The following is a 20,378-nucleotide window of genomic DNA, read 5'->3' on the forward strand; positions in this document are numbered from 1 at the left end:
TAAATGCCCGGATTCAGACCAGAAGTTCTGCCAGAATCTCGTCGTTGGTGATGTCGCGATAGACAAAGCCCGCGTGATCCAGCCGCGCCTTCAGCGTGGTAAGGTTCTGCGGAGCTGAGGTCTCGATGCCGATCAGGATCGAGCCGAAGTTGCGCGCCGACTTCTTCAGGTACTCGAATCGGGCCACGTCGTCTTCGGGACCCAGCAGTTCCAGGAAATCGCGCAGCGCGCCGGGGCGCTGCGGCAGGCGCAGCACGAAATACTTCTTCACCCCCGCGAAACGCTGGGCGCGTTCCTTGACCTCGGGCAGTCGCTCGAAGTCGAAGTTGCCACCGGAACAGACGCAGACCACCCGCTTGCCGGCCAGGTCGCCGAGATCGCCCAGCACGTCGATGGCAAGCGCGCCCGCGGGTTCCAACACCACGCCCTCGGTGTTCAGCATCTCCAGCATGGTGATGCAGATGCGGTCCTCGGGCGCCAAATGCACGTCCTGCGGGCTGAAGCGGCGCAGGGCATCGAAGGGCAGGGCGCCGATGCGCGCCACGGCGGCGCCGTCGACGAAATTGTCCACCGCCGGCAGCGCGACCGGCGCGCCCTGCTGCAAGGCTGCCTGCAGGCTGGCGCCGCCCAGGGGTTCCGCAAAGGCAAATTGCGTGGCCGGCGCCATCTCGGCGAAATAGCGCGTGATGCCCGCCGCCAGCCCGCCACCGCCCACCGGCAGGACCACCAGATCCGGCGCCCCGTCAAGCTGGCGCAGGATTTCCAGCCCGACCGTCGCCTGGCCCTCGATCACGTCGGCCGAATCGAAGGGCGGCAGGAACTGCGCGTCCTGTTCGGCGGCAAAGGCCTGGGACGCGGCCAGCGTCTGGTCGAAGTAATCGCCGGTCAGCACGATCTCGATCGCATCGCCCCCGAAGATCTTGGTCTTGTCGATCTTCTGCTTGGGCGTCGTGACCGGCATGAAGATCGTGCCGCGCGCGCCGAAATGGCGGCAGGCATAAGCTACGCCCTGCGCGTGGTTGCCCGCGCTTGCGCAAACGAAATGCGCGTTTCCGGCAGCACCGGGCGTGACCCGCTTGCGCATCGCATTAAAGGCGCCGCGCAGCTTGTAGCTGCGCACGGGCGTCAGATCCTCGCGCTTGAGCCAGATCTCGGCCCCCAGCTTCGCCGACAGGTGGTCGTTGCGCTGCAAGGGCGTGGGCTCGAACAGCTCGCGGATGGCGGTTTCGGCCTGCGCGACGCAGTCGGAAAAGCTTGCAGCGGGAAAGCTGAGGGCGGGGTCGCGGGGGGCAGGGTTTTCCATGCGCTTGCGCATGACGCGAAAAGCCGAACTTGGCAAGGGGATCGGCAGCCCGGCCCTTGTTAGACCGCGCGATTGGCCTTATTGCCCCGGAAACTTCGCCAAAGGGTTAAATGCATGACCGACGCGCCGAAAAAAGTCGTCCTTGCCTATTCGGGCGGGCTGGACACCTCGATCATCCTCAAGTGGTTGCAGACCGAATACGGCTGCGAGGTCATCACCTTCACCGCCGATCTGGGCCAGGGCGAGGAACTGGAACCGGCGCGCCAGAAGGCCGAACTGCTGGGCATCGCGCCCGAAAACATCCATATCGAGGATCTGCGCGAGGAATTTGTGCGCGACTTCGTGTTCCCCATGTTCCGCGCCAATGCGCTGTATGAAGGGCTGTACCTATTGGGCACGTCCATCGCGCGCCCGCTGATCTCAAAGCGGCTGGTTGAACTGGCGCACCAGCACGGCGCCGATGCGGTGGCCCATGGCGCGACCGGCAAGGGCAACGACCAAGTGCGGTTCGAATTGTCGGCCTATGCGCTGGACCCGTCGATCAAGGTCATCGCGCCCTGGCGGCTGTGGGATCTGACCAGCCGCACCAAGCTGATCGAGTTTGCGGAACAGAACCAGATCCCCATCGCCAAGGACAAGCGCGGCGAGGCGCCCTTCAGCGTGGACGCGAACCTGCTGCATACCTCGTCCGAAGGGAAGGCGCTGGAAAACCCGGCCGAGGCCGCGCCCGATTACGTTTATCAGCGCACCGTAAACCCCGAGGATGCGCCGGATACCCCTGAGTTCATCGAGATCACCTTCGAGCGCGGCGACGCCGTCGCGATCGACGGTCAGGCGCTGTCGCCCGCCACGATCCTGACCCGCCTGAACGAGCTGGGCGGCAAGCACGGCATCGGCCGGCTGGATTTCGTGGAAAACCGCTTCGTCGGCATGAAGTCGCGCGGCATCTACGAAACGCCGGGCGGCACGATCCTTCTGGAGGCGCATCGCGGGATCGAACAGATCACGCTGGACAGCGGGTCGGGCCACCTCAAGGACAGCCTGATGCCGCGCTATGCGGAACTGATCTACAACGGCTTCTGGTTCAGCCCCGAACGCGAGATGCTGCAGGCGCTGATCGACAAGTCGCAGGAACATGTGTCGGGCACCGTGCGGCTGAAGCTCTACAAGGGCCTGGCCACCTGCGTGGGCCGCTGGTCGGACCAGTCGCTTTATTCCGAAGCGCATGTCACCTTCGAGGATGACGCGGGCGCCTATGACCAGAAGGACGCGGCGGGCTTCATCCGCCTCAACGCGCTGCGCCTGAAGCTGGTCGCGAACCGCAACGCGCGGAACAGGTAACATCCCCCGATCCTGCACCAAGGGCCGCGGCATTTCCCGCGGCCTTTTCTTTTGCCCGGGCCTGTCCCACAGTGGCCCGGTCCAGCAGAAGGCCGCCCCATGACCGCCCCCGTCACCGATCGTCCCGCCCGCATCGCCATTGTCACCGTCAGCGACCGCGCCGCGCGGGGGGAATACGAGGACAAGGGCGGCCCCGGCGCCGAGGCCTGGTTGCGCGACGTCATCACCTCGCCCATGCAGATCGACCGCGTGATCGTCCCCGACGGTCGCGAAGGCGTGGCCGCGACCTTGCGCGAACTGGTCGAAACCGGCGCGGACCTGATCCTGGTGACCGGCGGCACCGGCCCCGCCCCGCGCGACCAGACGCCCGAGGCCGTGATGGACGTGGCCGAAAAGGAACTGGAGGGCTTTGGCGAGGAAATGCGCCGCGCCTCCCTAGCCGAGGTGCCGACCGCGATCCTGTCGCGCCAGACGGCCGTGATCCGGGACGCTACGCTGATTATCACACTGCCGGGGAAGCCGGCGGCGATAGCGACCTGTTTGCAGGCTGTGTTTGCGGCGGTGCCCTATTGTCTGGACCTGATCGGCGCGGCGCGGGTGGAAACGGATCCGGCGAAGGTGAAGGCGTTTCGGCCGGGGGTTTAAGTAACTCCGTGTCCCGTCGGGCCCTGCCTTCTTACGCGGCCACAGATCCGCGCGATCGGCTGAACGTCCTGGTAAACTGACGGTTTGCCAAGCCAACGCATTGGCTTTGGCTATGCAACCAGATCGACGGTCCGCAGGATATCGTCGAGACCAATGTCGAAACCGTCCTGGTCCCCGTTTGCGACGACAAAGCCATACCGCATCCCCAGGAGATCCGTAAAATCCTTCCAGACATTGTTGAAGCGATACGGAGGCTGGATGGTCAGCAGCGCCCCCTGGTCCGCCAGGGTCAGAAGCGCATGTCCCAGCGAGCTTCCTTCCACGCCGATAGCGATACGCGCGCCCGACAGCTTGCGGACAATGTCGTCCGCCGTTTCTTTCGCCGGATCGACGATATCAAAGCCACGCGCAGCCAGGCCCTCTGCGATCACGGCCTCGTTGCGGAGCAATCGTGGTTGCGAACCCGTCTCGCCGCGTATCAGGAAGACGCCATGCCCGCTGCGCGCCGATGGCCGCGCCTGCAGACGTTCCCGGAGGGTGCAAAGCCGCTTGCGTCGGTTTTGCGTCATTCCTACGTCGCGAAAAACCCAGGCATCCTTGATGCGGGCATTGCCCGTGGTCTTCCAATCTATCCCCATCATCTGGCGATAGGCGACAGGATGGCTCCAATCCGCATGGCGATAGCTGAAGGGGCGGTAAACAGGCGCAAAATTGTGTGCAAGAAGGGCAGTACCAATGTCGCCGACAAGATAATGACCAAAATAAACGTCGCTGACAGGCGTGCCCACAAAGGCTGCTTCATTGATGTCGCAGTCGACCATAGCGGCAAGCGGCGGTCGATCGCGCAGCATCTGATACCGGCAGCCGTTTGAGTAAAGAGTTCCGCCAATCAACAGGCAATTCCTGAGCCTGTAAGCCATTGTCGCCGAGTGATGGACTGGCGTTGCCGTAAGTCGATCCATTTCCTGCTGATGGGTGGTTTGGAATTGAACCCCCTTCACACGGTCCAGTTGGCCCGGCAGAAAGGTTGCCATTGTCCGGACAGTAGTTTCAGGTTTGGCAATGGCCACTGTTTCGCAAGCGGCCTTGGCAATATCTCGGTCCATGAAAGAGCTTTTGCGAATACGATGCAGCAGAGGCGCAAGCGACATGGGAACCAACACTGATAATCAATGATTCAAGCATCGTCTTGAAAATGAATGCACCAAGTATATTCCGTTGCGGCAATATGTCCTTTCGGCTAGGTAGATTTGCCTTTAACCGAACCACCCCACCACAATCGGCGCGATGACCGCCGTCAACACCGCATTCAGCCCCATCCCGATCCCCGAGAACGCCCCCGCCGTCTCGTTTACCTGGAAAGCCCTCGCCGTCCCGATCCCATGCGCGGCGACGCCCACGGCAAAGCCGCGCGCCCTCCAGTCCCTGACCCGCAGCGCGTTCAGCAGGGGCGTCACCACGATCGCCCCGAAGATGCCGGTCAGCAGCACCAGGGCAGCAGTCAATGTCGGCTGGCCTCCGATGCGCTCGGCGATGCCGATCGCGACGGGGGCGGTGGTGGACTTGGGCGCCAGCGAGGCCAGGACCGGACCGCTGATTCCAAAGGCTCGGGCGATCAGCAGGGCCGAGACGATGGCCATCCCCGACCCGACCACCAGCCCCGCCAGCATCGGCCATGCGGCGCGGCGGACGCGGGGCAGGTTGTCATACAGCGGCAGCGCCAGGCAGACGGTCGCAGGGCCCAGCATGAAATGGACGAACTGCGCACCCCCGAAATAGGTGGCGTATTCGGTTCCGGTTGCGCCCAGCAGCGCCGCCAGCAGGACCACCGCGATCAGCACCGGATTGGCCCAGCTTTGGCGCCCTGCCGCGCGGAACAGCGCGTCGCCGATGACATAGGCGACCAGCGTCGCCGTCAGCCAAAGCAGCGGCCCCTGCGCCAGATAGGACCAGATCAGCGCCGGGTCAGTCATCGCCCCGCCCCTTCAAAGCCGACGGATCGACCGCCCCCGTCCACCGTGCCACCCATTGGAACGTCAGCGCCCCCGCTGCGATTGCCAGCAGCGTGGAGCCCATGATCGCCAGGGCGAGTCCGATCCCGTGGTCGCGCAGCACCGGCCAATGCGCGACGACGCCCACGCCCGCAGGCACGAAGAACAGCGACAGATGCGACAGCAGGCCCTGGGCGGTCGGCCTCAGCCGCGCGGCCAATGCCGGGCGCAGGATGCAGGCCCCGACCAGCAGGCACAGCCCCACGACCGGGCCGGGCAGGGGCAGGTCTAAGGCACGGGACAGGATTTCTCCGACCAGCTGAAAGGCCAGAATCAGGGACAGGGCGGTGATCATGGCCCGATGGTAGCAAGAAACCCCCGCCAGACTATGCGCATCTTGTGGAAAGTCAGTTGCCGCGTGCCAGATACAGCACGGACAGGTTGACTCGGACCCCCGTCATGCGACAATCCGCAGGGGAACAAAAGGGAACCACCGCTTGCGCTTCGACCGGCTGCGACTGAACGGCTTCAAAAGCTTCGTGGATCCGACCGACCTGGTCATCCGCGAGGGGCTGACGGGCGTGGTCGGTCCGAACGGCTGCGGCAAGTCCAACCTGCTGGAAGCCCTGCGTTGGGTCATGGGCGAGAACCGCCCCACCGCCATGCGCGGCGAGGGGATGGAGGACGTGATCTTCGCGGGCACCGCCCGACGGTCCGCCCGCGCCCATGCCGAGGTCGTGCTGACCGTGGACAACCGCGACCGGCTGGCGCCCGCGGGCTTCAACGACAACGACCAGTTCGACATCGTCCGCCGCATCACGCGGGACGCCGGGTCGGCCTACAAGATCGGCGGCAAGGACGTGCGGGCGCGCGACGTGCAGATGCTGTTCGCGGATGCCTCGACCGGGGCGCATAGCCCGGCCTTGGTGCGGCAGGGACAGATCAGCGAGTTGATCAGCGCCAAGCCGCGAAGCCGCCGCCGGATCCTTGAGGAAGCGGCGGGGATCAGCGGCCTGTATCAACGCCGCCACGAGGCCGAGCTGAAGCTGAACGGGGCCGAGGCGAACCTGGTACGGGTCGAGGATACGCTGGACCAGTTGTCCACCCAGGCGGCCAGCCTGGCGCGGCAGGCCCGCACCGCCGCCCGCTATCGCGAGATCGGCGCGGCATTGCGCCTGGCCGAGGGTGCGCTGCTGTATCGCCGCTGGTCCGAGGCCGAGGCCGCGCGGCTGGCCGCCGCCGCCGCGCTGTCCGCCGCGATCCGCGATGCCGCTGCCGCCGAGGCTGCGTCCCGCGATGCCGGTGCCGGGCGAGAGGAGGCCGAGGCCGCCCTGCCCGACCTGCGCGAGGAGGAGCAGGTCGCGGCGGCGATCCTGTCCCGCATCGTGGTCGAGCGCGAGGCCCTGGACGAGGCAGACGCACGCGCCGCAGGGGCCATTGCCAGCCTTCAGGCCCGCATCGCCCAACTGGCCCGCGACCTTGACCGCGAGGAGGCGCTGAACCGCGACGCCGGAGAGGTGGTCGAGCGGCTGGCCTGGGAACGGGCCGAACTGGAAAAGGCCGGGCAGGGGCACGATGCCCGTCTGGATGCCGCGGCCCAGGCCGCCGATGACGCGGCCGAGGCCCTGCGCGAAGTCGAGGCGCGGCTGGCGGAACTGACCGACGAGGCTGCGCGCCTGGCCGCCCGCCACCAGTCGGCGGAGCGGCTGATGGCCGATCTGCGCGCGATGCTCGCCCGGTCCGAGCGTGCCGCCGCCGAGGCCGAAGCCAATGCCGCCCGCGCCGCCGAGGCGGGTGCCCTGGCCGAGGAAACCCTTGCCACGGCCGAGCAGGCGCAGGAACTTGCCGCCGAACGGGCCGAGGCCGCCGAGGAGGCGCTTGCCGCCACTGAGGCCGCGCGGGCCGAGGCGGAAGCCTTGGAATCCGGCGCCCGCATCGCCCGGGCCGAGGCCGAGGGCGAGACAAGCGCCCTTGCCGCCGAGATGGCTGCCCTTCGGAGGCTGGTCGAACGGGGCGGGTCCGGCGGCAAGGCGATCCTGGATCAGGTGACGGTCGCCAAGGGATACGAAATGGCTTTCGGCGCGGCCTTCGGCGACGACCTGCGCGCGGGGCTGGCTGTGGATGGTGAAAGCGGCTGGCACCTGCTGCCGGGCTGGGACCACCCGCAGCCCTTGCCCAAAGGCGCCGAGCCGCTTGCGCCGCATGTCGCCGGTCCCGAGGTGCTGTCGCGCCGCCTGTCGCAGGTGGGACTGGTCGGGGACGCGGCCACCGCCGCCGCAACGCAGCCCGGCCTGAAGCCCGGCCAGCGGCTGGTCACGCCTGCGGGCGACCTGTTCCGCTGGGACGGGATGCGGGTCATGGCGGGCGAGGCTTCCTCGGCCGCCGCCCTGCATCTGCAAAAGATGAACCAGCTTGCCGAACTGGCCGATCAGTCTGCCGAGGCCGAGGCGCGCGCCGCTGTCGCGGTGGAACGCCACGAGGATGCCCGCGCTGGCCTTGCGGATGCCACGGCGACCGAGAAATCCGCCCGCGACGCTCGCCGCGATGCGGAACGGCAGTTGTCCGACGCGGCCCGCGCCCTGACCCGCGCCGAATCCGATCTGTCGCTTGCCCGCAGCCGGGCCGAGGCCGCGGGGGCCGAGTTGTCGCGCCACCGGGCCGACGGCGCGGATGCGCGGGGGCGGCTGGCCCAGGCTGAAGCCGCGCTTGCCGAACTGCCTGACCGTGCCGACGCGGCGGCCGCGCTTGAACACGCGCGCACCGGCGTCGAGGCCGCGCGCATCGCCACCATGTCCCGCCGCGCAGCCCTGGACGAGCTGAAGCGCGAGGCCAATGCGCGCACAAAGCGGCTGCAAGAGATCGCCAAGGAAGAATCCGGGTGGAAGCTGCGGCTTCAGCAGGCAGGCACCCGCGCGTCGGAACTGGCTGCCCGTCGCGATGCCGCCGAGGCCGAACTTGCCGATGCCGAGGCCCAGCCTGGGGTGCTGGCCGAACGCCGCGCCAGCCTGCAGGCGCGCGAGGCCGATGCAGGCGATCGCCTGTCCGCCGCCCGCGACGCGCTGTCGGTGGCCGAGGATGCCGCCCGCGCCGCCGCCCATGCGGAACGCGAGGCGGAACGTGCCGCATCCGAGGCACGCGAAACCCGCGCCACCCGAGAGGCCCGCGCCGAGGCCGCCCGCGACGCCGAGGCCGCCGCCCGCGCCCGCATCCTCGAGGAAGCCGAGGCGACGCCTCAGGCGCTGCTGGCTTCGCTGGGCGAGACGCCGCCTGACACGCCCGCCGCCGAACTCGAGGACCAGATCAACCGCCTGCGCACGCAGCGCGACGCGCTTGGCGCCGTCAACCTGCGCGCCGACGAGGACAAGCGCGAGCTGGAGGCCGAACGCGACCGGCTTGCCACCGAAAAGGCCGACCTCGAGGAGGCGATCCGCAAGCTGCGCGCGGGCATCGCCAGCCTGAACCGCGAGGGGCGCGAGCGCCTGCTGGCGGCCTTTGACGCGGTCAACGCCAATTTCACCACGCTGTTCACCACCCTGTTCGGCGGCGGAGAGGCGCGGCTGGTGCTGGTGGAATCCGACGATCCGCTGGATGCGGGGCTGGAGATCATGTGCCAGCCGCCGGGCAAGAAGCTGTCCACCCTGTCGCTGCTGTCCGGTGGGGAACAGACGCTGACCGCGATGGCGCTGATCTTCGCGGTGTTTCTGGCCAATCCCGCGCCCATCTGTGTCCTGGACGAGGTGGATGCTCCGCTGGACGACGCCAATGTCAGCCGCTTCTGCGACCTGCTGGACGAGATGACGCGCCGCACCGACACGCGGTTCCTGATCATTACCCACCACGCCGTCACCATGTCGCGGATGGACCGGCTGTTCGGCGTCACCATGGTCGAACAGGGCGTCAGCCAGTTGGTCAGCGTGGATCTGCAGCGCGCCGAGGCTCTGGTCGCCTAGGGCGGGCCTTGCTACGGTGCCGCCCGAATCCAGAACCATGAGGACAGCCATGAGCATCGAAGCCACCCTGGCCCAGAAGGGCATCACCCTTCCCGCGGCGCCCGCGCCCGCCGCGAACTATGTGCCCTTCGTGCAGACCGGCAACCTGATCTTCGTGTCGGGCCAGATCAGCCAGGACGAGGGCGGCCTGATCAAGGGCCGCCTGGGCGACGGCATGTCCGTCGACGAAGGCGCCGCCGCCGCCCGCCGCTGCGGGCTGTCTCTGATCGCGCAACTGAAGGCCGCCGTGGGCGATTTGGATCGCGTGCGCCGCGTGGTCAAGCTGACGGGCTTCGTAAACTCGACCCCCGATTTCACGGACCAGCCCAAGGTCATCAACGGCTGTTCCGACCTGATGGTCGAGATCTTTGGCGATGCCGGCCGCCATGCCCGCGCCGCCGTATCCGCCCCCGCGCTGCCCTTGGGCGTCGCGGTCGAGATCGAAGCCATCTTCGAGGTCGCGTGATGACCCTGCCTCAGGCCTTCCTGACCATGCCCATCGCCCATCGCGGCTTGCACGGCGCTGGCGTGCCGGAAAACAGCCTGGCCGCAGCCCGGGCCGCGATAGACGCGGGCTACGCGATCGAGCTGGACATCCAGCCCGCCCGCGACGGCACGCCGATGGTCTTTCACGATTACGACCTTGCGCGGCTGACGGGCGGGCAGGGCATGATCGCCGATCTTGACGCCACGGCCTTGGGCCGGTTGCCATTGCTGGGCAGCGACGAGGCCGTGCCGACGCTGCGCCAGTTCCTGGACCTTGTGGCGGGGCGCGTGCCCCTGCTGATCGAGATCAAGGACCAGGATCTGTCGCTGGGCCCCAATATCGGGCTGCTGCACAAGGCGGTGGCGGATGCGCTGCAAGGCTATGGCGGCCCGGTCGCAGTGATGTCCTTCAATCCCCATGTCGTCGGGGCCTTCCACGCCCTGGCGCCGCAAGTTCCGGTGGGGCTGACGACCTGCGGCTATCTCGAGGCCGACTGGCCCGGCATCCCCGAGGAGCGCCGCCACCATCTGGCCGGGATCAACGATTTCGACCAGACCCGGTCCTGCTTCGTGTCCCACGACAAGGGCGACCTGGGCAATCCGCGCCTGGACGCGCTGAAGGCGATGGGCGTGCCCATCCTCTGCTGGACGATCCGCAGCACCGAGGAGGAGGCTGTCGCACGCCGCGTGGCCGACAACATCACCTTCGAAGGCTATCGGGCGACGGTCTGATGCGGGGCAGGGGGACTTCGCGTCCCCCAATCCGCCCAAAGGCGGATTTCCCCCTGCGGGATATTTGGGCCAAGATGAAAGCCCTGCGCGATTGTGACGCGGGGGGCGCTGACAAAGCCCCCGCGACTGCCTAGCTTGCCAGGCATGAGCACGCTGACCTTGTCCACCCATTCCGGCATCGCTGCGATCCCTGCCCATGTCTGGGATGGGCTTGGCGACGGCAATCCCTTCACCAGCCACCGCTTCCTGCTTGCGCTTGAGGAATCGGGCTCTGTCGGTCGCGGCACCGGCTGGCAGCCCCTGCATGTGACGCTGGAGGAAGGCGGCGCCGTGGTTGCAGCCGCGCCGCTTTACGCGAAATCCCACAGCCAGGGCGAATACATCTTCGACCATGCCTGGGCCGAGGCCTATCAGCGGGCCGGCGGGCGCTATTATCCCAAGCTGCAGGCGGCGGTGCCGTTCACGCCGGTGACCGGCGCACGGTTGCTGGCCCGTGACCCGGCCATGCGCCAGTCGCTGCTGGCGGGGATGACGCGGGTGGCCGAAAAGGGCGGGGCATCGGGGGTGCATGTCACCTTCTGCACCGAGGACGAGGCCGGGCAAGGGGCCGAGATGGGCTTTCTGCCCCGCGTCACCCAGCAGTTCCACTGGTTGAACCGGGGCTATGGCAGCTTCGAGGATTTCCTGGGGGCGCTGTCGTCGCGCAAGCGCAAGGATCTGCGCAAGGAACGGGCGCGGGCGCAGGATTTCGGCGGAACGATCCGCCACCTGACCGGCGACGACCTGAAGCCGCATCACTGGGACGCCTTCTGGGCCTTCTACCAGGACACCGGCAGCCGCAAATGGGGCCGCCCCTATCTGACACGGGCCTTCTTCGACTGCCTGCACCAGACCATGCGCGACGACATCCTGCTGGTCCTGGCGGAACGCGACGGGCGGCCGGTTGCGGGGGCGCTGAACTTCCTGGGGCCGGACGCGATCTATGGCCGCTACTGGGGCTGCGTCGAAGACCACCCCTTCCTGCATTTCGAATTGTGCTATCACCAGGCCATCGACCACGCCATCGCGCATGGCCTGTCCCGTGTCGAGGCCGGGGCGCAAGGCGAACACAAGCTGGCGCGCGGGTATGAACCGGTCGCCACGCATTCCCTGCACTGGGTCGGGGACGAGGGGTTTCAGCGTGCCTTGGCCGACTATCTTGACCGGGAACGCGAGGCGATGGGCGAGGAGATCGAGGCGCTTGCGGACTTCACGCCCTTCCGCAGGGGCTAGGACCGGCCATCGCCGGTCCTGGCAGGATCAGACCTTTTCCAGCAGCGCCTCGCCTGCGCTGACGCCGCACTGGCCGGGGCTGTCCTCGACGTCGACCGCCTCGAAGGTGCCATTGTTCAGCAGCGCCGCATACCGCTTCGAACGGCCATAGAAGCCCGCGGGCGGCGCGTCGAAGTTCAGGCCGAGCGCGCGGGTCAGGCTGCCGTCGGCATCGGCCATGACCTCGATGCCCGCGTCCTGCGCGCCGGTGGCTTTCGACCAGGCATCGGCCACGAAGGGATCGTTCACGGTCACGCAGACGATGCGGCTGACGCCCTTGTCGCGGAAGGCGTCGGCATTGCGCACGAAGCTGGGCATGTGGGCGTTGGTGCAGGTGCCGGTAAAGGCGCCGGGCACGCCGAACAGGGCAACGCGGCCCCGGGCCAGGTCGGCGGTATCGACGGCTTCCGGGCCATTGGCGCCCACGCGCAGCAGGGTGGCCTGCGGCAGCTTGTCTCCGACGGTGATGGTCATCCTGTCCTCCTGAATTGCAACGGATTCGCGGCGACTATAGGGTGCGCCCGGATGACAGGCCAGCGGGCCGCAGCGGGCAGGAAAGCCGATGAAGATCGTGATCGTAGGGGCAGGGCAGGCGGCGGCGTCGCTGGCGGCACGGCTGCGCGCCAAGGGGCATGACGGCAAGATAACCCTGATCGGGTCCGAACCCGTGGCCCCCTATCAACGCCCGCCGCTGTCCAAGGCCTATCTGCTGGGAGAGATGGGGCTGGATCGCCTGGCGCTGCGGTCGCCGGAATGGTGGGTGGATCAGGACATCACTCTTCGGCTGGGCGAATCCGCAACCGCCATTGACCCGGTCCGGCGGGTCGTCACAACGGACAAAGGAGAGGTGGGTTACGATGCGCTTGCCTTGACGCTGGGCGCGTCGGCGCGTCGCCTGCCTGCCGCCATGGGGGGCGAACTGCCCGGCGTCCATGTTATCCGCAACCTGGCCGACGTAGACGCCATGGTCCCGCAGATGCAGGGGGGGCGCCGCTTGATGGTGATCGGCGGCGGCTATATCGGGCTGGAAGCCGCAGCCGTCGCCCGCAAGCTGGACCTGACCGTCACGCTGATCGAGGCCGCGCCGCGCATCCTGGGCCGGGTCGCGGCGGCGGAAACCGCCGACATGATCCGCGCGCTGCATCTGGCGCATGGGGTCGAGATCATGGAAGGCACCGGCATCTCGCACATCACCGGCACGGACCGGGCGACCGGCGTCGCGCTGAACGACGGGCGAGAGCTTCCAGCCGACCTGATCGTTTCCGGCATCGGCGTGCTGCCGGAAACGGGTCTTGCGCAGACAGCCGGGCTGGTCCTGGACAACGGCATCGCCACCGACGATCTGGGTCGGACCTCGGACCCGGCGATCTGGGCTGCGGGCGACTGCGCCAGCTTTCCCTGGCAAGGCGGGCGCCTGCGGCTGGAAAGCGTCGGCAACGCCATCGACATGGCCGAGGCCGTGGCCGACAACGTCCTGGGCGCGGACCGGCCCTATCAGCCGAAGCCGTGGTTCTGGTCGGACCAGTTCGACGCCAAGCTGCAGATCGCGGGGCTTGGGGCGGGCCATGACCGGATCGTCACGCGCGCCGGCGACGGACAGCACGGCGGCTCGGTCTGGTATTACCGCCAGGGCCGCCTGATCGCCGTCGATGCGCTGAACGATGCCCGCGCCTACATGATCGGCAAGCGCCTGATCGAGGCAGGCCGCAGCCCCGACGCCGACGCCATCGCCGCCACGACGGATCTGAAGGCCCTGCTGGCATGACCTATCTTCTGTGCGCAAATATCCTCTGGCGGTCTGGGGGGCGAAGCGCCCCCGGCCCCCGCGGGACGCAGGCATGAGGATCGTCGGCGGCACATTGCGCGGGTTGAAGCTGGCCGAGGTCGGCGCGGGCGATGCGGCTGCGCATCTGCGCCCAACGACCGAGCGGGTGCGCGAAGCGATCTTCAACCTGCTGGTCAACGGCACGCATGGCAACCCGATCCCCCGCGCGCGGGTGCTGGACCTGTTCGCCGGCACCGGCGCCCTGGGCCTGGAAGCCTTGTCGCGCGGCGCCTCTGCGGTGACCTTCGTCGAGGATGGCGCCAAGGCGCAGGCGCTGATCCGCAGCAACATCGCCAAGGCGCGGGCCGAGGGCGCGGCGCAATTGCTGCGCCAGGACGCCACGCGGCTGCCCCCCTGCCGCGATGGGGGCTATGGCTTGGTGTTCCTCGATCCCCCTTATGCGCAGGCCTTGGGGGAACGGGCCGTCGGCGCCGCCTTGGACGGCGGCTGGATCGCCCCCGGCGCGATGGTGGTGTGGGAAGAAAGCCGCCCGCCGCTGGTGCCCGCGCCTCTCGTCCCCATCGACCAGCGGCGCTATGGCGACACGCTGGTGACGCTGGCCCGATTGCCCGCCTGAACCGACTGGTGCCGGTGATGTGACGAAAGGCGCGCTTTCCCCCGCCGCGCCTTTGCGCCAGCCTGCAGGCGCATATCGCGAAGGAGGTTTCCATGAGCAAATCCGTCCGCAGGGGCCTTGGCCTGTCCCCGATCCTGTTCGCCCTGGCCTTCGGGGCCTATGCACAGGATGCCGCGCATGATGGTCACGGCGGCCATGGCGCGTCCGACAACGCAGCCGCGCGGGCCTATCAGTCGGTGATGGAAAAGATGCATGGCGACATGGCGATGGCGCCTTCGGGCGACGCCGATGTCGATTTCGTGCGCGGCATGATCCCGCACCACCAGGGCGCCATCGACATGGCCAAGGTGGTCCTGGAACATGGCGACGACCCCGAAATCCGGCAGTTGGCCGAGGAGGTCATCGCTGCCCAGGAGGCCGAGATCCAGACGATGCGTGACTGGCTGGCCCGGAACGGCCACACCGAATAGGGGTCAGGCGGGCTCGGCCAGGGCCCTTGCCGCCGCGTCCAGGCCGCCCGCCCCGTGCGGGATGCCAAGCGCGGCCATCCCCGCCTGCATCGCGCCAAGCGCGGCCAGGATCATCCCGGCATTGGCATGGCCCATATGGGCGACGCGCAGCGCGTTCTCCGGCTGCTCGGCGCCCAGGCCCACGCCCAGCGTCACCCCGCAATGCGACGCCGTCCAGGCCCGCAGCGCATCCGCCCCGGGCAGCAACATCGCCGTGACCGAGGATGCGCGCGCCGCCGGATCGGCGACCGACAGGCGGATGCCCGAATTCCCCTGTCCCCATTCATCGGCCGCGGCCCAGGTGGCGCGGGCAAGCGCCGCGTGGCGCGCCCAGACCGCAAACAAGCCTTCCTCGTCCAGGATCATCCGCATCGCCTCGTCCAGGGCAAAGATCTGCTGGACGGGCGGCGTGCCGCCCCAGAACCGCCACAGCGCCTCGGCATTGGCGCGGGCGTGCCAGTCCCAATAGGGTGTCGTCAGCTGCGTGCGCCCGCGCGCGGCAGCCTTTTCGGAAAACCACACGAAGCAGGTGCCGGGCGGGCACATCATGCCCTTCTGGCTGGCCGAGATCAGCACGTCCACGCCCCAGTCGTCCATCATCATCGGCGCGCAGCCCAGGGACGCGATCGCGTCCACCACCAGCAGCGCCGGGTGATCGCCCATCGCATCCTGCAGGGCCGGGATATCGGCCATCACGCCGGTCGCCGTGTCGATCTGGCAGACCATCACCGCCTTGATCGCGCCGGCCTTGTCCTCGGCCAGCCTGCGGGCCAGCATGTCGGGATCGGCGGGCAGGCTGCCGAAATCCAGCCGTTCCACCGCGACGCCCATCGCCTCCATCTGCTGGGCCCAGGACCGCCCGAAATGGCCCGAGGTCAGTGCAAGCGCCCGGTCGCCCGAGGTGAAGATATTGGCGCCCGCGGCCTCCCACGCCGCATGGCCGTTGCCGATGTAGGGGGCAAGGTTCGCCTGGGTGCCGGCCAGCCGCTTCAACTGCGCCATGACAGCCAGGTTCAGTTCGGCCAGTTCGTCGCCATAGATGTCGGGCGAGGCGCGGTGAGTGGCGCGCAGGACCCTGTCGGGAACGGGCGAGGGGCCGGGAATGGCGATCACGGGGCGACCAGCGGCAAGGCTCATGGCTTCATCTGTCCTTCACATCCTGCAAAATCGCTAGTGCCCGCGCGCAGGAAGGTCAACGACTTCCGATATCCCGGCCCGCCTTGCCGCGACAGGGCGGGTCGGGCTAAGGCTTTGACAGCCCGGACAGGAACGAAAGGCGCCCCCGCCCGTGACATCATCGCCCGCCCCGCATCCAAGCGCCACCCGCCTGCTGCGCCGCTTCTGGACCGACTACCTGCGCGTCCATCGCGGCAGCATGGCGGGCGCATTCGCCCTGATGACGGTCGAAGGCTCTACGCTGGCGCTGATATCCTGGATGCTGAAGCCCCTTTTCGACCGCGTCTTCGTGGGCAAGGAGGAAGGCGCGATCTGGTGGGTCGGCGGCGCGATCATGGCGATCTTCGTGCTGCGGGCGGTGACGCTGATCGCCAGCCGGTCGCTTTTGTCCCGCATCTCGCTGGGCATTTCCACGACGATGCAGCGCGACCTGCTGGCCCATATCATGACGCTGGACGGGCGGTTCTTCCAGTTGAACCCCCCCGGCGCGATGATCGAGCGGATCCAGGGCGACACCATCGCCGTCCAGGGGGTCTGGGCCACCCTGATCACCAGTGCGACCCGCGACGCGATCTCGCTGGTGATGCTGTTCGCGGTGGCGGTCAACATCGATCCCACATGGACGCTGGCCGCGCTGATCGGCGCGCCGATCCTGATCCTGCCCGCCGCGATGGTGCAGCGATACATCCGCCGCAAGGTGCGACAGAACCGGGCCAATGCCAGCGCCCGCGCGACACGTCTGGACGAGGTGATGCACGGCATCGTCTCGATCAAGCTGAACCGGGCCGAGGCGGACCAGACCCGCCGCTTCGCCCAGATCGTCGGCCGCATCCGCCAGACCGAGGTGAAGGTCGCCGCCATGGGCAGCCTGGTCCCCGCCCTGACCGATATCGTCACCGGCATCGGCTTTGTCGCCGTCCTGGCCCTGGGCGGCCGCGAGGTGATGGAGGGCACGCGCAGCATCGGCGACTTCATGTCCTTCTTCACCGCCCTTGCCCTTGCCTTCCAGCCGATGCGCCGGCTCAGCGGGCTTGCGGGAACCTGGCAGACCGCCGCGGCCAGCCTGGAACGCATCTACCAGGTCCTGGACACGCAGCCGCGCATCACCTCGGGGGGGCGCAGTCAAGCGCCAGCCAGCACCGCGATCCGCTTCGACGATGTCTGGCTGTCCTATGGCGACAAGCCGGTCCTGCAGGGGCTGGACTTCGTGGCCGAGGCCGGGCAGACGACGGCGCTTGTGGGACCGTCGGGGGCGGGAAAATCGACCGTCTTCAACCTGCTGACCCGGATGATCGATCCCGACCGGGGGCGCATCACGCTGGGTGGGGTGCCGATCGGCGAGCTGGACCTTGGCACCCTGCGCGACCAGTTCTCGACCGTGGCGCAGGAATCCGCGCTGTTCGATGAAACCCTGCGCGACAACATCCTGATGGGCCGCCCCGCATCGGACGAGGCGGCGTTGCGGCGCGCGATGGAAGCCGCCCATGTCAGCGATTTCGTCGATGCCCTGCCTGCCGGGCTGGACAGTCCTGCAGGCCCGCGCGGCTCGGCCCTGTCGGGCGGGCAGCGCCAGCGGATCGGCATCGCCCGCGCCATCCTGCGCGATGCCCCCGTGCTGCTGCTGGACGAGGCTACAAGCGCCCTGGACACCGCGAGCGAGAGGCTGGTGCAGGAAGCCCTTGAAAACCTCTCCGAAGGCCGCACCACGATCGTGATCGCGCACCGCCTGTCCACCATCCGCAACGCCGACAAGATCGTGGTGATGGAACAGGGCAGGGTTGTCGAGGAAGGCAGCCATGCCCAGTTGATGGCCCGGGGTGGCGCCTATGCCCGCCTTGTCGCCCTGCAATTCGGAGAAGACCAATGACCCGCCAGATCATCCGCGTCACCGGCGACGACCGCCTTTCCTTTCTGCAAGGGCTGGTCACCAATGACGTGACCCGCGCGCCCTGCTGGGCCGCGCTGCTGACGCCGCAGGGCAAGTATCTGGCCGATTTCCTGATCGTGCCGGACAATGACGCGCTGCTTCTGGACGTGGACGCGCGCCTGGCCGACGATCTGACGCGGCGGCTGACGATGTACAAGCTGCGCTCCAAGGTCGGGATCGAGGTCACGGACATGACCGTGGCCCGCGGCACCGGCCCTGCGCCGGACGGGGCAATCGCCGATCCCCGGCACCCTGCGCTTGGCTGGCGGCTGTATGGCGGGGCGGACGAGGACGGCACCGACTTCGACGCCATTCGGGTCGACCACATCATCCCCGAAACGCTGGTCGAACTGATCCCGAACGAGACCTTCATCCTGGAAGCCGGGTTCGAGCGGCTGCACGGCGTGGATTTCCGCAAGGGCTGCTATGTCGGGCAAGAGGTGACGGCGCGGATGAAGCACAAGACCGATTTGCGCAAGGGCCTGGCCCGCCTGCGGATCGAGGGCGAGGCCCCTGTCGGCACCCCCATCACGGCCGAGGGGAAAGAGGTCGGCACCCTGTTCACCCAGTCCGGCGGCCGCGCCCTTGCGCATGTGCGCTTTGACCGGATCGGCCCCGACATGCAGGCGGGCCAGGCGCGGCTGTCGGCGGACTAGGCCAGCTTGCGGATGGGGTCACCCAGGGCGATCTCTCCGTCCCGCTCGATCGAACACAGGATCCCGCGCAGGCGCAGTTCGGGGTGTCCGGGTGCGGTGATCCAGTCCTTGGCGGCCTGGCCATAGCGCGCCTTCCACTTGACGCAGCCGTCGTTGAACACGTCGGACACTTGCAGGACCGCCGTCCCGGCCTGCAGCAGCGTGCCCACCGGCAGGTTGGCATGGCTGGTGTCCAGGTCGCAGATGATCGTGTCGCCGGGATGGGGCGTTGCGGTCCGGTCCAGCCAGACGGCGTCCATCACCCGGCGTGAAAGGATCGAGACCTGGATGCGCGGATCGGGCGATCCGTCCGCCAGCCGCATCCAGGGCGCCTTGCGCCAGCGTTCGCCGGGAATGCCATCGGCCCGTGTCATCACCAGGCGGTCGGGAAAGAACCGCTGGTTGAAGCCGGGGCGGAAGCACAGGATCTGGGCCGTGGCTTCGTCCTTGGGCGCGGACAGGATATGGGGCAGGGCGCGGGCCAGATCCTCGGCAGTGGCGTGATGCGGCGTCATGTCGGGAACCCGGGACAAGGAAAAACGCCCCGGTCTGGCCGGGGCGCCTGGTCTGGAACGGCCTTCAGGCGCGTTCGCTGTATTCGAAGACCTCGGTGTTCACGACGATCTTCTCGCCCTCGCCCACGAAGGGCGGGATCATGATGCGCACGCCGTTGTCGAGGATCGCGGGCTTGTAGCTGTTGGCGGCGGTCTGGCCCTTCACCACCGGCTCGGTTTCCGCGACGGTGCAGGTGACCTTCTGCGGGATCGAGACCGACAGCGCTTCCTCGCCGTAATATTCGATGGTGGCGGTCATGCCGTCCTGCAGGAAGGGGCGGCGGTCGCCCAGCAGGTCGGAATCCAGTTCGGTCTGCTCGAAGGTCTCGCTGTCCATGAAGACCAGCTTGCCGTCGGATTCATACAGGAACTGCTGGTCCTTCTGCTCCAGCCGGACCTGCTCGACCTTGTCTTCGCTGCGGAAACGCTCGTTCAGCTTGCGGCCGTCGCGGAGGTTCTTCAACTCGACCTGCGCGAAGGCGCCGCCTTTTCCGGGCTTCACGTGGCTGACCTTCACGGCGGCCCACAGGCCTCCGTCATGCTCCAGCACGTTGCCGGGGCGGATTTCATTGCCGTTGATCTTGGGCATGGAATGCTCTTTGCGGTTCGGGAAAATCGGGCCGTCCATGTTGAACAGCGCTGTGGCGCCCCTATATCGACACCTTCCGGGCGAGGCAACCAAAACGCCTTTGCGGTGTTGTCAAGGCGCGGACCCGTGCCGGAAGGCGCCGATCGCAGGGTGCAATTGCAGATTTCACCTGTTTTTTACGCGACATGCATTATGTGCATGGGAGATATGCGGCCGGAGGAATATCGAATCGGCGTCGTTCCGCGTTAAGCAGCGGCACCGTCAGAGAAACGGAAACAATAACGATGGGCTGGCATGATGCCTCCCACATGGCTGCCTTGCCCTTGCAGCCCAGAAGATGGACGAATGGTATGCGCGATTTTGTCGACGGATCGGCTTTCAATTTCGAACAGGGCCAGCGGGCCCGCAAGCTTTTTGCCGCGGTCGTTCTGGCCGCGCTTGATGATGCGATTGCAGATGACAAGAAATATGGCAACGGCCCCGAGCAGATTGCCCGCTGGGCGCGGTCGCGCGATGGTCGCGAAGTGCTGTCCTGCGCGGGCATCGACCCGAACGAACGCGTGGTGAAGGGCCTGATGGAATTCGTGTCCAAGGGCGTGCGCACCTCGGTCGCATTGTCGCGCGAGGAAAGCGAACGCCGCATGGCCGCCGAGGCCGAGGAAGCCGAAGCCGCCTGATCCCCGGCACCCGCACTGGAAGCAAGCCGTCCGTCCGGGCGGCTTTTTTCT

The 20,378-nt window shown here is 67.7% G+C and carries 20 protein-coding genes; 12 read left to right on the plus strand and 8 right to left on the minus strand.

Features of this window, described 5'->3' with window-relative positions:
- Positions 1–13: 13 nt before the first annotated feature.
- Positions 14–1,303 carry a threonine ammonia-lyase IlvA gene (ilvA, locus tag FIU66_RS02730; RefSeq protein ID WP_167623365.1) on the minus strand — a complete coding sequence of 430 codons (1,290 nt, stop codon included), beginning with the start codon at positions 1,301–1,303 and terminating at the stop codon, positions 14–16.
- Between the two features lie 81 nt (positions 1,304–1,384).
- Between ilvA and FIU66_RS02735 the strand changes: the two genes are divergently transcribed.
- Both FIU66_RS02735 and mog read left to right on the plus strand, forming a co-directional pair.
- Positions 1,385–2,644, plus strand: a complete 1,260-nt coding sequence (locus tag FIU66_RS02735) for an argininosuccinate synthase (RefSeq protein WP_255432311.1) — start codon at positions 1,385–1,387, stop codon at positions 2,642–2,644.
- Positions 2,645–2,743: 99 nt separating this feature from the next.
- Positions 2,744–3,289: a molybdopterin adenylyltransferase gene (gene mog / locus FIU66_RS02740; RefSeq protein ID WP_167621281.1), complete on the plus strand. Its 546-nt coding sequence runs from the start codon at positions 2,744–2,746 to the stop codon at positions 3,287–3,289.
- A gap of 110 nt (positions 3,290–3,399) precedes the next feature.
- On the opposite strand, the gene FIU66_RS02745 is transcribed toward mog, so the two are convergent.
- The 3 genes from FIU66_RS02745 to FIU66_RS02755 form a co-directional block, all read right to left on the minus strand.
- Positions 3,400–4,395: a glycosyltransferase 61 family protein gene (locus FIU66_RS02745; protein WP_167621282.1), complete on the minus strand. Its 996-nt coding sequence runs from the start codon at positions 4,393–4,395 to the stop codon at positions 3,400–3,402.
- A gap of 150 nt (positions 4,396–4,545) precedes the next feature.
- On the minus strand, positions 4,546–5,262 hold the full coding sequence (locus FIU66_RS02750) for an LrgB family protein (protein ID WP_167621283.1): 717 nt from the start codon (positions 5,260–5,262) through the stop codon (positions 4,546–4,548).
- Positions 5,255–5,635, minus strand: coding sequence for a CidA/LrgA family protein (locus FIU66_RS02755; RefSeq protein WP_167621284.1), 381 nt, complete (start codon positions 5,633–5,635; stop codon positions 5,255–5,257). Before FIU66_RS02755 ends, FIU66_RS02750 begins: the two co-directional genes overlap by 8 nt.
- A gap of 142 nt (positions 5,636–5,777) precedes the next feature.
- Here FIU66_RS02755 and FIU66_RS02760 point away from each other — a divergent pair, with 142 nt between their 5' ends.
- The 4 genes from FIU66_RS02760 (at position 5,778) to FIU66_RS02775 (ending at position 11,759) form a co-directional block, all read left to right on the plus strand.
- Entirely contained in the window at positions 5,778–9,230 is a 3,453-nt protein-coding gene (locus FIU66_RS02760; RefSeq protein ID WP_167621285.1) for a chromosome segregation SMC family protein, read from the plus strand.
- Between the two features lie 49 nt (positions 9,231–9,279).
- Positions 9,280–9,735, plus strand: a complete 456-nt coding sequence (locus FIU66_RS02765) for a RidA family protein (RefSeq protein ID WP_167621286.1) — start codon at positions 9,280–9,282, stop codon at positions 9,733–9,735.
- Complete coding sequence (locus tag FIU66_RS02770) at positions 9,735–10,487, plus strand: glycerophosphodiester phosphodiesterase family protein (RefSeq protein WP_167621287.1); 753 nt, start codon at positions 9,735–9,737, stop codon at positions 10,485–10,487. The genes FIU66_RS02765 and FIU66_RS02770 overlap by 1 nt, the downstream gene beginning before the upstream one ends.
- 144 nt (positions 10,488–10,631) lie before the next feature.
- On the plus strand, positions 10,632–11,759 hold the full coding sequence (locus FIU66_RS02775; protein ID WP_167621288.1) for a GNAT family N-acetyltransferase: 1,128 nt from the start codon (positions 10,632–10,634) through the stop codon (positions 11,757–11,759).
- Between the two features lie 27 nt (positions 11,760–11,786).
- On the opposite strand, the gene FIU66_RS02780 is transcribed toward FIU66_RS02775, so the two are convergent.
- Positions 11,787–12,272, minus strand: a complete 486-nt coding sequence (locus FIU66_RS02780; RefSeq protein ID WP_167621289.1) for a peroxiredoxin — start codon at positions 12,270–12,272, stop codon at positions 11,787–11,789.
- Positions 12,273–12,360: 88 nt separating this feature from the next.
- On the opposite strand from FIU66_RS02780, the gene FIU66_RS02785 reads away from it, so the two are divergent.
- The 3 genes from FIU66_RS02785 (at position 12,361) to FIU66_RS02795 (ending at position 14,670) form a co-directional block, all read left to right on the plus strand.
- On the plus strand, positions 12,361–13,563 hold the full coding sequence (locus tag FIU66_RS02785; protein WP_167621290.1) for an NAD(P)/FAD-dependent oxidoreductase: 1,203 nt from the start codon (positions 12,361–12,363) through the stop codon (positions 13,561–13,563).
- A gap of 73 nt (positions 13,564–13,636) precedes the next feature.
- The gene (gene rsmD, locus FIU66_RS02790; protein ID WP_167621291.1) at positions 13,637–14,200 is read left to right on the plus strand and encodes a 16S rRNA (guanine(966)-N(2))-methyltransferase RsmD; all 564 of its coding nucleotides are present in this window, start codon (positions 13,637–13,639) and stop codon (positions 14,198–14,200) included.
- Positions 14,201–14,292: 92 nt separating this feature from the next.
- Positions 14,293–14,670: a DUF305 domain-containing protein gene (locus FIU66_RS02795; RefSeq protein ID WP_167621292.1), complete on the plus strand. Its 378-nt coding sequence runs from the start codon at positions 14,293–14,295 to the stop codon at positions 14,668–14,670.
- Positions 14,671–14,673: 3 nt separating this feature from the next.
- On the opposite strand, the gene FIU66_RS02800 is transcribed toward FIU66_RS02795, so the two are convergent.
- Positions 14,674–15,846 (minus strand): alanine--glyoxylate aminotransferase family protein, encoded by a 1,173-nt coding sequence (locus tag FIU66_RS02800; protein ID WP_167621293.1) that lies wholly within the window; start codon positions 15,844–15,846, stop codon positions 14,674–14,676.
- A gap of 151 nt (positions 15,847–15,997) precedes the next feature.
- On the opposite strand from FIU66_RS02800, the gene FIU66_RS02805 reads away from it, so the two are divergent.
- Positions 15,998–17,752: an ABC transporter ATP-binding protein gene (locus FIU66_RS02805; RefSeq protein WP_167621294.1), complete on the plus strand. Its 1,755-nt coding sequence runs from the start codon at positions 15,998–16,000 to the stop codon at positions 17,750–17,752.
- Positions 17,749–18,468, plus strand: coding sequence for a folate-binding protein YgfZ (locus tag FIU66_RS02810; RefSeq protein WP_167621295.1), 720 nt, complete (start codon positions 17,749–17,751; stop codon positions 18,466–18,468). The genes FIU66_RS02805 and FIU66_RS02810 overlap by 4 nt, the downstream gene beginning before the upstream one ends.
- On the opposite strand, the gene FIU66_RS02815 is transcribed toward FIU66_RS02810, so the two are convergent.
- Together FIU66_RS02815 and efp are read right to left on the minus strand one after the other, a co-directional pair.
- Positions 18,465–19,022, minus strand: coding sequence for a hypothetical protein (locus FIU66_RS02815; protein ID WP_167621296.1), 558 nt, complete (start codon positions 19,020–19,022; stop codon positions 18,465–18,467). The genes FIU66_RS02810 and FIU66_RS02815 overlap by 4 nt on opposite strands.
- Positions 19,023–19,086: 64 nt before the next feature.
- Positions 19,087–19,650 (minus strand): elongation factor P, encoded by a 564-nt coding sequence (gene efp / locus FIU66_RS02820; RefSeq protein ID WP_167621297.1) that lies wholly within the window; start codon positions 19,648–19,650, stop codon positions 19,087–19,089.
- A 350-nt stretch (positions 19,651–20,000) separates the two neighbouring features.
- Between efp and FIU66_RS02825 the strand changes: the two genes are divergently transcribed.
- Positions 20,001–20,327: a DUF6280 family protein gene (locus FIU66_RS02825; protein WP_042251710.1), complete on the plus strand. Its 327-nt coding sequence runs from the start codon at positions 20,001–20,003 to the stop codon at positions 20,325–20,327.
- Positions 20,328–20,378 lie beyond the last annotated feature (51 nt).

This window comes from Paracoccus sp. AK26 (genome assembly GCF_011801365.1).
Classification (GTDB): domain Bacteria; phylum Pseudomonadota; class Alphaproteobacteria; order Rhodobacterales; family Rhodobacteraceae; genus Paracoccus; species Paracoccus aerius.

Excerpts from the sequence above, each read along its gene's own strand:
- ilvA (WP_167623365.1), bottom strand. The coding sequence starts at position 1,303 with ATGGAAAACCCTGCCCCCCGCGACCCCGCCCTCAGCTTTCCCGCTGCA.
- mog (WP_167621281.1), top strand. The coding sequence starts at position 2,744 with ATGACCGCCCCCGTCACCGATCGTCCCGCCCGCATCGCCATTGTCACC.
- FIU66_RS02745 (WP_167621282.1), bottom strand. The coding sequence starts at position 4,395 with ATGGACCGAGATATTGCCAAGGCCGCTTGCGAAACAGTGGCCATTGCC.
- FIU66_RS02750 (WP_167621283.1), bottom strand. The coding sequence starts at position 5,262 with ATGACTGACCCGGCGCTGATCTGGTCCTATCTGGCGCAGGGGCCGCTG.
- FIU66_RS02755 (WP_167621284.1), bottom strand. The coding sequence starts at position 5,635 with ATGATCACCGCCCTGTCCCTGATTCTGGCCTTTCAGCTGGTCGGAGAA.
- FIU66_RS02765 (WP_167621286.1), top strand. The coding sequence starts at position 9,280 with ATGAGCATCGAAGCCACCCTGGCCCAGAAGGGCATCACCCTTCCCGCG.
- FIU66_RS02770 (WP_167621287.1), top strand. The coding sequence starts at position 9,735 with ATGACCCTGCCTCAGGCCTTCCTGACCATGCCCATCGCCCATCGCGGC.
- FIU66_RS02775 (WP_167621288.1), top strand. The coding sequence starts at position 10,632 with ATGAGCACGCTGACCTTGTCCACCCATTCCGGCATCGCTGCGATCCCT.
- FIU66_RS02780 (WP_167621289.1), bottom strand. The coding sequence starts at position 12,272 with ATGACCATCACCGTCGGAGACAAGCTGCCGCAGGCCACCCTGCTGCGC.
- FIU66_RS02785 (WP_167621290.1), top strand. The coding sequence starts at position 12,361 with ATGAAGATCGTGATCGTAGGGGCAGGGCAGGCGGCGGCGTCGCTGGCG.
- rsmD (WP_167621291.1), top strand. The coding sequence starts at position 13,637 with ATGAGGATCGTCGGCGGCACATTGCGCGGGTTGAAGCTGGCCGAGGTC.
- FIU66_RS02795 (WP_167621292.1), top strand. The coding sequence starts at position 14,293 with ATGAGCAAATCCGTCCGCAGGGGCCTTGGCCTGTCCCCGATCCTGTTC.
- FIU66_RS02800 (WP_167621293.1), bottom strand. The coding sequence starts at position 15,846 with ATGAGCCTTGCCGCTGGTCGCCCCGTGATCGCCATTCCCGGCCCCTCG.
- FIU66_RS02810 (WP_167621295.1), top strand. The coding sequence starts at position 17,749 with ATGACCCGCCAGATCATCCGCGTCACCGGCGACGACCGCCTTTCCTTT.
- FIU66_RS02815 (WP_167621296.1), bottom strand. The coding sequence starts at position 19,022 with ATGACGCCGCATCACGCCACTGCCGAGGATCTGGCCCGCGCCCTGCCC.
- efp (WP_167621297.1), bottom strand. The coding sequence starts at position 19,650 with ATGCCCAAGATCAACGGCAATGAAATCCGCCCCGGCAACGTGCTGGAG.
- FIU66_RS02825 (WP_042251710.1), top strand. The coding sequence starts at position 20,001 with ATGCGCGATTTTGTCGACGGATCGGCTTTCAATTTCGAACAGGGCCAG.